The sequence below is a fragment of the Bradyrhizobium sp. Arg816 genome (assembly GCF_029989365.1).
Lineage (GTDB): Bacteria > Pseudomonadota > Alphaproteobacteria > Rhizobiales > Xanthobacteraceae > Bradyrhizobium.
This window is the reverse complement of record NZ_JAPRAQ010000004.1, coordinates 485,713-497,183: the sequence shown is the minus strand read 5'-3', so window position 1 is coordinate 497,183 and position 11,471 is coordinate 485,713. Positions and strand designations below refer to the sequence as shown.

At 64.5% G+C, this 11,471-nt stretch carries 11 protein-coding genes; 5 read left to right on the top strand and 6 right to left on the bottom strand.

From position 1 onward, the window contains the following. Window positions 1–65: 65 nt before the first annotated feature. The 5 genes from OWC48_RS13800 to OWC48_RS13780 form a co-directional block, all read right to left on the bottom strand. Window positions 66–1,904, bottom strand: coding sequence for a long-chain fatty acid--CoA ligase (locus OWC48_RS13800; RefSeq protein ID WP_282520471.1), 1,839 nt, complete (start codon window positions 1,902–1,904; stop codon window positions 66–68). Window positions 1,905–1,994: 90 nt separating this feature from the next. Further along, window positions 1,995–2,783 carry an ABC transporter ATP-binding protein gene (locus OWC48_RS13795; RefSeq protein ID WP_282520470.1) on the bottom strand — a complete coding sequence of 263 codons (789 nt, stop codon included), beginning with the start codon at window positions 2,781–2,783 and terminating at the stop codon, window positions 1,995–1,997. Window positions 2,784–2,786: 3 nt separating this feature from the next. Then, window positions 2,787–3,545, bottom strand: coding sequence for an ABC transporter ATP-binding protein (locus OWC48_RS13790; protein ID WP_282520469.1), 759 nt, complete (start codon window positions 3,543–3,545; stop codon window positions 2,787–2,789). Further along, complete coding sequence (locus OWC48_RS13785; protein WP_085398852.1) at window positions 3,542–4,693, bottom strand: branched-chain amino acid ABC transporter permease; 1,152 nt, start codon at window positions 4,691–4,693, stop codon at window positions 3,542–3,544. The genes OWC48_RS13790 and OWC48_RS13785 overlap by 4 nt, the downstream gene beginning before the upstream one ends. 5 nt (window positions 4,694–4,698) lie before the next feature. Further along, window positions 4,699–5,574, bottom strand: coding sequence for a branched-chain amino acid ABC transporter permease (locus OWC48_RS13780; RefSeq protein ID WP_282520468.1), 876 nt, complete (start codon window positions 5,572–5,574; stop codon window positions 4,699–4,701). A 263-nt stretch (window positions 5,575–5,837) separates the two neighbouring features. On the opposite strand from OWC48_RS13780, the gene OWC48_RS13775 reads away from it, so the two are divergent. The 5 genes from OWC48_RS13775 (at window position 5,838) to OWC48_RS13755 (ending at window position 10,782) form a co-directional block, all read left to right on the top strand. Beyond that, window positions 5,838–6,587 (top strand): ABC transporter ATP-binding protein, encoded by a 750-nt coding sequence (locus OWC48_RS13775; RefSeq protein WP_282520527.1) that lies wholly within the window; start codon window positions 5,838–5,840, stop codon window positions 6,585–6,587. Further along, a complete protein-coding gene (locus OWC48_RS13770; RefSeq protein ID WP_282520467.1) occupies window positions 6,584–8,110 on the top strand; it encodes a permease in 1,527 nt (508 codons plus the stop codon). The genes OWC48_RS13775 and OWC48_RS13770 overlap by 4 nt, the downstream gene beginning before the upstream one ends. A gap of 105 nt (window positions 8,111–8,215) precedes the next feature. Beyond that, window positions 8,216–9,031, top strand: coding sequence for an MBL fold metallo-hydrolase (locus tag OWC48_RS13765; protein ID WP_071916860.1), 816 nt, complete (start codon window positions 8,216–8,218; stop codon window positions 9,029–9,031). A 65-nt stretch (window positions 9,032–9,096) separates the two neighbouring features. Beyond that, a complete protein-coding gene (locus OWC48_RS13760; protein WP_282520466.1) occupies window positions 9,097–9,618 on the top strand; it encodes a hypothetical protein in 522 nt (173 codons plus the stop codon). 111 nt (window positions 9,619–9,729) lie between these two features. Further along, window positions 9,730–10,782 (top strand): amidohydrolase, encoded by a 1,053-nt coding sequence (locus OWC48_RS13755; protein WP_282520465.1) that lies wholly within the window; start codon window positions 9,730–9,732, stop codon window positions 10,780–10,782. A gap of 80 nt (window positions 10,783–10,862) precedes the next feature. Here the strand turns inward: OWC48_RS13755 and OWC48_RS13750 are convergent, their stop codons facing one another. Next, window positions 10,863–11,318, bottom strand: coding sequence for a cupin domain-containing protein (locus OWC48_RS13750; RefSeq protein WP_282520464.1), 456 nt, complete (start codon window positions 11,316–11,318; stop codon window positions 10,863–10,865). Window positions 11,319–11,471: the final 153 nt, after the last annotated feature.

Genomic DNA, 11,471 nt, shown 5'->3' with positions numbered 1-11,471 from the left:
TTGGGCCCGTATGGCGCGAAGGGCGGGGGCCACAGCTCCTTCGCTTTCTCGAACTGGCAGGCTCGTCACGCCACCGCGCGCTGGCGATACATCGTCTCGATCTCGGCGGCGTAGCGCTTGTTCACGAAGCCGCGCTTCAGCTTCATGGTCGGCGTCAGCTCCTCGTCCTCCGGGGTGAGCTGGCGCTCGATCAGGTAAAATCTCTTGATGGTCTCGACGCGGGCGAAATTGCCGTTGACGCCTTCGATCTCGCGCCAGATCAGGTCCTGGATCTCGGCCGCGCGGCACAGGCTCGCATAATTGGTGAAGGGGATGTCGTGGTCCTGGGCGAATTTCTCGACATTCTCCTGGTCGATCATCACGAGGCAGGTCAGATAGGGCCGCTTGTCGCCGATCACCACGGCATCCGAGATGTAGGGCGAGAATTTGAGCTGGTTCTCGATCTCGGACGGCGTGACGTTCTTTCCGCCGGAGGTGATGATGATGTCCTTCATCCGGTCGGTGATGCGGACGAAGCCCTCGTTGTCGATGGTGCCGACGTCGCCGGTGTGCAGCCAGCCGCGTTGGTCGATGGTCTCGGCGGTCTTCTCGGGCTGATTCAGATAGCCCATGAACAGGAAGTCTCCCTTGATCAGGATCTCGCCATCGGGCGACAGCGCGACCTCGCCCCAGGACACGGCGGTGCCGACCGAGCCGAGCTTGATGCGCTCCGCCGGCATCATGGTCGCGACGCCGCAATTCTCGGTCTGGCCATAGACCTCGTGCATGTCGATGCCGAGCGCGAGATACCAGCGGATTAAATCCGGCGCGATCGGTGCCGCACCGGTGAACGCGATGCGGCACCGATCGAGCCCGAGCACGCGGCGGATGTTGCGGAACACCAGCCGATACGCGAGGCGGTTGGCGATCCGAAGCGGAAGCGGCGGCGTCTTTCCCTCGAGCCGGCAATCCGTCATGCGGAGACCGACGCCGATGGCGCGGCGGTAGACCCATTGCTGGAACGGCGTCGCGTCCTTCAGCGCGATCGTGACGGAGGAATAGAACTTCTCCCAGATGCGGGGCACCGCAAAGAAGACGGTCGGCTGCACCTCGCGCAGATTGTCCGGCACCGTCTCCGGGCTCTCGGCGAAATTCATCACCGAGCCGAGTGCGACCGAGATGTAGTAGCCGGCGACCCGCTCGGCCACGTGGCACAGCGGAAGGAAGATCAGCCGGTCTTCGTCCTCCCGCGCCGAGATGAAATCGTTGGCATGCCGCATCTGGTGCGTGACGCTGCGGTTGGCGTGCATCGCGCCCTTGGGCGGACCGGTGGTACCCGAGGTGTAGACCAGCACCGCGAGGTCGCCGGCGCTGCGGCTGTCGATCATCTCCTGCCACAGCGCCTCGCGGCCGACCATGTGGTTGCGGCCGAGCGCACGGAATTCGTCGAGCGACATCACCATGTCGTCGAAGAAGCCGCTGAGGCCCTCCATGTCGAACACGATGATCTTTTGCAGGGACGGACAGCGCGCGCGGCAGGCGAGCACCTTGTCGAGCTGCTCCTCGTCCTCGGCGAAGATCACCTTGGTCCGGGAATCGTTGACCAGGTATTCGACCTGGGACGATGCGTCGGTCGGATAGATTCCAGAGGAAACACCGCCGGCGCACAAAATCCCCATGTCGGCATGAACCCATTCCGGCACGGCATTGGCGATGACGGAGGCGACGTCGCCGGGCAGGAAGCCGGAGGCGTGAAGCGCGTAGGCGATCTCCTTCGAAATCTCCAGCCACTCGCGCCAGCTGGTCGGCTGCCAGATGCCGAATTTCTTCTCGCGGATGGCCGGCCTGTCGCCCCGCGTCTCGGCGGCGCGCAAGAAGCTCTTCGCGATCGTATCAGCGACCGTCAGCACCGCCGGTCGGGCCATACGCGTCTCCTCCTTGTCGCTCTCCCCTCCGCTGCCTGCCTTGCCGGCGGTCTGTCGTTGCGGATGGGCCAATCCATTTAACGCCTTCCTCTAGCGCCAAGTCTTCTTCTTTTTCCAGCGCCGCTCGCCTCGTGCGCCCGCCTCCTTGGCGCCAAGGTAGAATTCCTGGATGTCCTGGGAATGCATCAAGCGATCGCAGGTGTCGTTCATCACGACGCGGCCGATCTCCAGCACGTAGCCGTAATGCGCCGTCTCCAGCGCCACCTTGGCGTTCTGCTCGACCAGCAGGATCGACATGCCCTGCTCCTCATTGACGCGGCGGATGATGGTGAAAATCTCCTTCACCAGCAGCGGCGACAGGCCGAGCGAGGGCTCGTCGAGCAGCAGCAAGGTCGGCCGGTTCATCAGCGCGCGCCCGATCGCGAGCATCTGCTGCTCGCCGCCGGAAAGCTGGCCGGCCGGCTGGCTGATGCGCTCCTTCAGCCGCGGGAAATAGCCGTAGACGCGCTCCAGATCCTCGGCGACGCCATCACGATCCCGGCGTGGATAGGCCCCCATCATCAGGTTCTCGCGCACCGAGAGGAACGGGAACACCTCGCGCCCCTCCGGCACATGGCTGAGGCCGAGCCGCACGATCCGGTCCGCCTCCATGCGCTGGATCGACTTGCCCATGAATTCGATCGTGCCCTTCTGCGGATCCAGAATGCCCGAGATCGTCTTCAGCACCGTGGTCTTGCCGGCGCCGTTGGCGCCGAGCAGGGTGACGATGCGGCCGCGCGGCACCTCCAGCGAGATGCCGCGGATCGCCATGATCGGCCCGTAATAGCTCTCGATGTTGGAGAGTTTCAGGATGATGTCGGGCGCGACGGCGGCGTCCATGCGTCAGGCTCCCAGATACGCGGCGACGACATCGGGATGCTGCTGCACCTCGGCGGGCGAGCCCATCGCCAGCACCCGGCCATAGTTCAGCGCGATGACGCGATCGGAGACGCGGTTGACCAGCGACATGTCGTGTTCGACCATCAGCACGGTGACGCCGAGCTCGCTCTTCATGTCGCGGATCCAGAAAGACATGTCGCCGGTCTCCTCGACATTCAGGCCGGAGGACGGCTCGTCGAGCAGGATCAGTTTCGGCTCCGAGCACAGCGCGCGCGCCAGCTCGATCACCTTGCGCACGCCGTAGGGCAGGCCAGAGATCAGCTTATCGCGATAGGGTTCGAGATCGAGGAACTCGATCACCTGCTCGACCCTGCGGCGATGCACCTTCTCGTTCGCCCGCACGCTCGGCAGGAACAGCAGTTCCTGCCAGAGCTGGGTGGTCGAATGACGGTGGCGGCCGACCAGGAGGTTGGAGAGCACGGTCGCGTTCTCGAACAGCTCGATGTTCTGGAAGGTGCGCGCGATGCCGAGCCTTGCGATGTCGTAGGGTGGCTGCTCGGTGATGTCCTGGTCTTCGAAGAAGATGCGGCCCGTGGTCGGCCGGTAGATCCGCGAGATCAGGTTGAAGATCGAGCTCTTGCCGGCACCGTTCGGCCCGATGATCGAGAGGATCTCGCCCTTCTCGACCGCGAAGGATACCGCATCGACCGCCTTCAGCCCTCCGAAATGCAGCGACAGGTTCTCCGCGCGAAAATAGCTCATCGGTTGCGCTCCGACTTCACGTAGATCTTCTGCCGCTTGAAGGTGGCGCGCTTGTAGAGCGGAAACAGCTGGAAGAAGAGCTTGATCTTGAGCCAGCGGCCGTAGAGCCCGAGCGGCTCGAACAGCACGAACAGTACGATGATGATGCCGTAGATCGCGCCCTTCAGCCCGTTCAGCGAAGCGAAGGCCGCGACTTTCGACTGGATATTGCCCGCAGTCGCCGCGCCCGCCCCGAACGTCGCGGCAATGCCGGCGATGATGCCGGGCAAATCGTCCTTCAGATAGGTCAGGAACGGGTCGATCATCACGATGAAGATCGCGCCCAGCACCGCGCCGTGCAGGCTGAAGGTGCCGCCGATCAGGATCACGATGATGAACTCGATCGAGAGCTGGAGCGTGAACATCTCCGGCGAGATGAAGGAGAGCTTGTGCGCGAACAGCACGCCGGCAAAGCCGGTGATCGCCGCCGAGATCGCAAAGGACTTCACCTTGTACAGCGCAACGTTGACGCCCATGCTGCGCGCCGCGGTCTCGCTGTCGCGGATCGCGACGAAGGCGCGCCCCGTCGGCGAGCGCAGCAGATTGAGCGTGCCGACGATGGTCAACACCAGCACGGCCAGGCAGAGGAAATAGAAGGTCGGGCTGTCGCGCGGGACCGTGACGCCGAGCAGCGACAGAGTCTTGACCCGCATGCCCTCGTTGCCGTTGGTGACGCTCTCCCAGCGCGCCAGGATCTCCTCGACGATCAGGGCAAAGGAGATGGTGGCGATGACGAGGTAGATGCCGGTCAGGCGCAGGGCGGGAAAGCCGACCATCGCGCCGATCAACCCGGTCAGGGCACCGGCAGCGAGGAAATAGACCGGGAACGGCACGTTATATTTCTGCAGATAGGCCGCCGTGTAAGCGCCGATCGCGAGGAACGCGGCGTGGCCGAGCGAAGCTTGTCCGGTAAAACCGGTCAGGATCAGAAGGCCGACGCCAACCGTCGCGTAGATGCAGACGAAGACGAGCTGGCTCATCAGATAGCTGGAGAGCACATAGGGTGCGATCAGCAGCAGCGCGAGCAGGATGCCGTAGGAGACGACATAGCCCGAATGCGGGAACAGCTTGATGTCGTCCTCATAGTCGGTCTTGAACAGGAAGCGCATGGCGTTCAGACCTTCTTGCGGACGTGGAGGCCGAACAGGCCTTCGGGCTTCAGAAGCAGCACGGCCAGCAGCACGATGTAGGGCGCGACATCCTTCCAGCCCTCCGCCAGATAGAAGCCGGCCATGCTCTCGATCACGCCGATCAGGACGCCGCCGACGACTGCGCCGGGGATCGAGCCGAAGCCGCCGAGCACCGCGGCGGGAAACGCCTTGAGGCCGAGCACGAGGCCGACATTGGAATGGATGAAGGTGATCGGCGCCAGCAACACGCCGGCGCAGGTCGCGACGGCCGCGCTGATCGCCCAGACGACCGACACCACGCGCTTGACCGGGATGCCCATGTAATAGGCCGCCAGCATGTTCTCGGAGCTGGCGCGCATCGCGGTGCCGAGCGTGGTCTTGTTGAAGAACAGCCAGAGCAGCGCGCACAGGATCATCGTCGCGGCGATCACCGAGAGCTTGTCGTAGGCCAGCACCAGCGAGCCGACGCGCAGCACGCCGTGGCTGAACGGCGTCTCGATCTTCAAATCGTCGGTGCCCCAGATCATCCCGGCGACCGAGCGCAGGAAATAGCCGAGGCCGATGGTGGCCATGATAATGGAGAATTGCGGATAGCCGAGGATCGGCCGCACCACCACGCGCTCCGCCAGCATGCCGAACAACGCCATGGCAGCCACCGCACCGGCAAAGCCGATCCAGTAGTTCAGTCCCATCATGCCGATGAAGGTGAACGCGAAGAAGCCGCCCAGCATCATCAAATCGCCCTGGGCGAAATTGACGACCTCGGTGGCCTTGTAGACGAGCACGAAGCCGAGCGCGATCAGGCCGTAGACGCAGCCTAGCGCAACACCGCTGACCAGCTGCTGAACGAAATCCAGCATCGCCGCGCTTCCTCCCGATACATCCGGCGGTTCTTCGCGACCGCCTTGCTGCATCTTGTGTCCAGTCGCTACGCGGTCGTTTCGCCGCGTTAGCGCCATTTGTCCCGGCGGCAATTCAGCCTGAACCGTCCAGCGCTGTCAACAAACGGTGACTTGCCATTAGTAGCAACCGGATGGCGGAATTTGTGGGCCGTAGATTCACGGTGCCGAAACATCTTGGGATCATGGTCGCGAGCGATGCAAAACCGGATGGTGGGGCCGTCATGAAGCCGGACAGATCGGCGCTGGAAGTCCTGGGGTTAACGAAGCGTTTTGACCGTCTGGCGGTCGACAGCCTCGATCTCACCATTCACGCCGGCGAATTCTATGCGTTGGTCGGCCCCAACGGCGCCGGCAAGACCACCACTTTGCGCATGGTTGCGGGCCTGTTGCGGCCCGACGCCGGCGCAGTCTCGATCTTCGGCATCGATGCGCTTGCAAATCCCGTCGCCGCCAAGCAGGTGATGGCGTGGGTCTCCGATGAGCCCATGATCTACGACAAGCTGACGCCGCTTGAGTATCTCGAATTCGTCGCCGGGCTCTGGGGCATCGCGCCGTCGGTCTCGGAACCGGTCGCCGAGGGGCTCCTCACCTCGCTCGGGCTCGAGCCGCACCGGCATGAACGCTGCGAAGGCTTTTCCAAGGGCATGCGCCAGAAGGTCGCTCTCGCCGGCGCGCTGGTGCACGATCCCCGCCTCATCATCCTCGACGAACCGCTGACCGGCCTCGACGCCGTCTCCGCCCGCCACGTGAAGGGGCTGCTGAGCGAGCGCGTCCGCGCCGGCTGCACCGTCATCATGACCACGCATATTCTCGAGGTTGCCGAACGCATGGCCGATCGCATCGGCGTGATCGCCTCCGGCCGTCTGGTCGCCGAGGGCACACTGACGGAGCTGCGCCAGCAGAACGGCCATGCCGATACCAGCCTGGAAGATCTCTTCATCGCGCTGGTGACGCTTCCGGAAGCCGCATGAGTTCGGCAACCGCACTGTCCTGGTTTGCCCGCCACGAGCTCCGGCTCGCCTGGCGCGAATGGTTCGCCATGATGACCGGCGGCCGCCGCAAGCGGGCGCGCGCCGCGGTGATCGGCCTGCTGTTCTTCGCGGCACTGCTGCACGTGCCGGCCTGGGCGGTGATCGGCCGCTTCGCCGACCTGCAGCTGCCGCTCGACAAATCCTCGCTGATCGTGATCTCGGCGACGATCTTTCTGGCCTGGACGCTGATGCTGTCGCAGGCGATCGAATCGGTGACACGGGTGTTTTACGCCCGCGCCGATCTCGACCTGATCATGTCCTCGCCCGCGACGCTGGCCAATCTGTTCTCGGTGCGCATCGCCGCGATCGCGCTGGCCGTCACCGCGATGGCGCTACTGTTCTCGACGCCGTTCATCGACGTGCTGGTGATCGGCGGCGGCGCGCGCTGGCTCGCAGCGTTCGGCGTCGTCGTCGCCATGGGCCTCTCCGCCGCGGCGATCGCGATCGCCATCACTATCCTGCTGTTCCGCCTGATCGGCCCGGCGCGCACGCGCTTCGTCGCCCAGGTCCTCGCCGCGATGATCGGCGCCGGCTTCGTGATCGCGCTCCAGGTCGCCGCGATCATGTCCTATGGCACGCTGTCGCGCTTCACCATCCTGACCTCGGGCAGCTTCGCCGCCTACGCGCCCGACGTCGACAGCATCTGGTGGTGGCCGGCGCGGGCGACCATGGGCGACAGCGAGGCGCTGTTGCTGCTCCTGGCGCTCGGGCTCGTGCTGCTCGGCAGCGTGATGGCGGTCTTCTCGCGCCGCTTTGCCGACACCGCGATCGATGCCGCCGCTTACGGCGCCTCCGGCAGCAAGCGCACGAAGCAGCGCCCGTTCCGCGGCGGATCGCGGCAACAGGCGCTGCGGCGCAAGGAATTTTCGCTGCTCTGGCGCGATCCCTGGCTGATCTCGCAGACGCTGATGCAGCTGCTCTATCTGGTGCCGCCGGCGCTGCTGCTCTGGCGCAACTTTGCCGACAACTCCGCGGCGCTGACGCTGATCACACCTGTCATCGTGATGGCGGCGGGACAGCTCGCGGGCGGGCTCGCCTGGTTGACGATCTCGGGCGAGGACGCCCCCGACCTGGTTGCGACCGCGCCGCTGACGCCGTCCAGCGTCATCCGCGCCAAGATCGAGGTGGTGCTGATCGCCATCGCCGCCATCTTCTGCCCGCTGGTCGCAGCACTCGCTTTCGCCTCGCCGTTCCAGGCCGCGGTCAGTGCCGGCGCTGTCATCATCAGCGCGGCGTCCGCGACTGCGATCCAGCTCTGGTTCCGGGTGCAGGCCCGGCGCAGCCAATTCCGCCGCCGCCAGACCTCGTCGCGGCTCGCGACCTTCGCCGAAGCCTTCTCCTCGATCGGCTGGGCCGCCAGCGCAGCGCTGCTGCTCGCCCTTCCAATCGCCGGCCTCGTCAGCGGGTTGATCACCGCGGGCCTCGTCGCCATCACCTGGAAGTTCAGCCCAAAGCGCAACTAAAAGCCGGGAGTGAGGCTGCGACACTGACGCGCTGTTGATCGCGGTCTATTGGCCACGCGCTGCATTGCACGCTAGACTTCTTCCGAAGTCATCGGGGACGGATTCATGCGGCGACTGGTTTCAGCGGCTCTGGCGCTGTTCGGCGCATTCCTCTCTCCTGCTCTCGCCCAGCAGCCACCTCAGCGGAGCGAATGCCTGGCGATGGCGAACGCCATGCCCCGCGCAATGCCAGCAGCCTTCCGGCAGGCCGCAGGCTCGGCTGAAGTCCAGATCACCTATGCCGGCCATTCCACCTATTTCATCGACACGCCCGGCGGCCTGCGCATCGCGACCGACTACAGCGGCGCCTACCAGGTCGGACGTCTGCCCGATGTCGTCACCATGAACCGGGCGCACAGCACCCACTACTCTTTATTTCCCGACAAGCGCATTCCCCATGTGCTGCATGGCTGGGGTGAGGACGGCAAGCCGGCCGTCGTGTCGGAGCGCATCGGCGACACCTTCATCCGCAACGTCACGACCGACATCCGGCGCTATTTCGGTGACGATTCCGGCACCGACATGATCCGCGACGGCAACTCGATCTTCATCTTCGAGGTCGCCGGCCTCTGCATCGGCCATCTCGGCCATCTCCACCACAAGCTCGACGAAACGCATTTCGCCCAGATCGGGCGGCTCGACATCGTGATGGTGCCGATCGACGGCACCTACACCATGTCGCTCGACGGCGTCTCCGAGATCACCAAGCGGCTGCGCGCCTCTGTGGTGCTGCCGATGCACCGCTTCGCCACCCCGCTCGACGAGTTCATGCACCTCATCGGCCGGCAGTTCGAGATCGACCGGCGCAGCGAGCGCTCCTTCCGGATGTCGCGGGACGCGCTGCCGACGACGCCGACGGTCATCATCCTCGACGGCGTCTGACGCGCAACTTTCTCCAAGTCGCTTGCCGGTCGGTCGTGCTGATCTCCTCACGACAGGAGATCGACATGACCGACTTTGCCAGACTTTTGCACGCGGACGGACCGAACCCCGAACACGCGGCGGCGCTCCAGCTCTACGGCCGCTTCGTCGGCGACTGGGATGCCGGGATCACCGCTCATGGGCCCGATGGAACCAGGCACACCGCGCCCGGCGAAATCCATTTCGGCTGGGTGCTGGAAGGACGCGCCATTCAGGATGTCTGGATCATTCCCCGTCCCGCGGGTGCGCCGGCGTTTCCGATCGCCGGCAATTGGTATGGCACCACGCTGCGGGTCTACGATCCCTCCATATCCGCGTGGCGGATTTCCTGGTTCGATCCCGGTCGTAGCGTTTTCCGCCAGCAGATCGGCCGTCCGCGCGGAGCTGACATCGTGCAGGAAGGTACGACCGATGCGGGCGACCTGACACGCTGGAGTTTCACGGAGATTACCGATGATTTCTTCCATTGGCTCGGCGAAGTGAGGCCGGCCGATGCCGCCGATTGGCGGCTTGTGGTCGATGTGAGGGCGAAGCGGCGCAAGGGCTAACGACGGCGCCGCCGTGCTCGCGATGACGGGTGCGGTTGCGCAGCACGCGCAGCTGGATGCGAAGACGAGATGCTAGGCTCCCCCCACAAAAAACCAAGGGAGCGAACGCCGATGGCTGCAAGCGGTGCGCCCGCCAACACGAGCGGGCTATTCGTCGAGCCGCGCGAGGACTGGCTCGCGCAATATCAGGAGGAGATCATCGATCCGTTACGGCCGATCGTCGATCCTCATCACCATCTCTGGAATCGCGGGCAGCGCTATCTGATCGAGGAGATGGCGGCCGATATCGCCTCCGGCCACAACATCATCGCCACCGTCTATGTCGACTGCCGTTCGATGTATCGCGCGCACGGGCCCGAGGCATTCCGGCCGGTCGGCGAAGTCGAGTTCGCCAACGGCGTCGCCGCCATGAGCGCAAGCGGCGGCTACGGCACGGCCGCGATCTGCGCCGGCATCGTCAGCCACGTGAACCTGCTGCTGGGCGATGCGGCCAAGGCGGTGCTGGAAGCCGAGATCGCAGCAGGCAACGGCCGCTTCCGCGGCATCAGGCATTCCTCGGCCTGGGACGAGGACCCTGTCGTCGCAGGCATGTATGCCAACCGGCCGAAGGGATTGTTGCAGGATTCAGCCTTCCGCAAGGGCTTTGCCTGCCTTGCGCCGTTGAACCTGAGCTTCGATGCCTGGCTGTTTCACCCGCAGATCGGCGAGCTGACCGAGCTCGCGCGCGCCTTTCCCGACACCAGGATCGTGCTCGACCATTGCGGCGGCCCGGCCGGCGTCGGTCGCTTTGCAGGGCGGCGCGAAGAGGTGTTTCCGCAATGGCGCGCCTCGATCCAGGAGATCGCGACGTGCGAGAACGTCTCGGTGAAACTCGGCGGGCTCGCGATGTGCCTGCTCGGCTATGACTTCCATCTGCGCCCGAAGCCCCCGTCATCCGAAGAGCTTGCCGCGGCCTGGCGGCCCTATGTCGAGACCTGCATCGAGGCGTTCGGCCCTGAGCGAGCGATGTTCGAGAGCAATTTCCCGCCGGACAAGGGCCAGTGCAGCTACCAGGTGATCTTCAATGCCTTCAAGCGTATCGCTGCGCCCCTGAGCGAGGCCGAGAAGACGGCGCTGTTCTCGCAGACGGCGAGCGATGTCTACCGGCTCGAACTGCCGTCATGACGAGAAGAGGGGCTGGGATGTTGGTCTCGGCCCCTCTTCCGTCGTGGCCGCTGGGAAGCGTCCTTGAAAATGCTTGAACTCTAGCCAGCCCCCAACAGCGAGGCGGGGCGGCGCTCGCCGGTGGAGACGAACATCCGCTTGAGCTTGTTGACGGCGCGGATCAGGAATCCGATCATCACGGGATTGGTCTTGCGGCAGAAGGCGATCTTCTTGACGTGGCCTTCGACGTGCCATTTGGCATGCGCGCCGTCGCGGAAGAAAATGACGTCGCCCGGGCCGTAGCGCTTCGGCGGCATGCCGTCGCTTTCGAGCACGATCGATCCTTCCATGATCATGATCGTCTCGTCGATGTCGTAGTACCAGTTGAAGCGCCCTTCGGTGCAGTGCCAGATGATGGTCGAGGCAGTGCCGTCGGCGCTGGTCGACAGGATGTGCGAGCGCGACACCGGATTGCCTTCGATGATCCAGGACGGCTCGATCGGCCGCAGCTCCAGATCCACGTTGCAACTACTGATTTCAATCAATGACGGCGACATCTGCTTCCCCAGGGAATAAAATATGTATGGCCGGGTCTGGGCCCGGATTGTTTCCAAAGATGTCGGAACGCTAGTAGCCGGTTTTTAATTCTTTCTTACGCAGGCGCCGACAATCAGCCGCAAGTTGCAGGTGCGAAGAGGTTAACGTCGGGA

Coding starts and splice junctions, on each gene's coding strand:
- OWC48_RS13800 (WP_282520471.1), bottom strand. CDS start 1,904: ATGGCCCGACCGGCGGTGCTGACGGTCGCTGATACGATCGCGAAGAGC.
- OWC48_RS13795 (WP_282520470.1), bottom strand. CDS start 2,783: ATGGACGCCGCCGTCGCGCCCGACATCATCCTGAAACTCTCCAACATC.
- OWC48_RS13790 (WP_282520469.1), bottom strand. CDS start 3,545: ATGAGCTATTTTCGCGCGGAGAACCTGTCGCTGCATTTCGGAGGGCTG.
- OWC48_RS13785 (WP_085398852.1), bottom strand. CDS start 4,693: ATGCGCTTCCTGTTCAAGACCGACTATGAGGACGACATCAAGCTGTTC.
- OWC48_RS13780 (WP_282520468.1), bottom strand. CDS start 5,574: ATGCTGGATTTCGTTCAGCAGCTGGTCAGCGGTGTTGCGCTAGGCTGC.
- OWC48_RS13775 (WP_282520527.1), top strand. CDS start 5,838: ATGAAGCCGGACAGATCGGCGCTGGAAGTCCTGGGGTTAACGAAGCGT.
- OWC48_RS13770 (WP_282520467.1), top strand. CDS start 6,584: ATGAGTTCGGCAACCGCACTGTCCTGGTTTGCCCGCCACGAGCTCCGG.
- OWC48_RS13765 (WP_071916860.1), top strand. CDS start 8,216: ATGCGGCGACTGGTTTCAGCGGCTCTGGCGCTGTTCGGCGCATTCCTC.
- OWC48_RS13760 (WP_282520466.1), top strand. CDS start 9,097: ATGACCGACTTTGCCAGACTTTTGCACGCGGACGGACCGAACCCCGAA.
- OWC48_RS13755 (WP_282520465.1), top strand. CDS start 9,730: ATGGCTGCAAGCGGTGCGCCCGCCAACACGAGCGGGCTATTCGTCGAG.
- OWC48_RS13750 (WP_282520464.1), bottom strand. CDS start 11,318: ATGTCGCCGTCATTGATTGAAATCAGTAGTTGCAACGTGGATCTGGAG.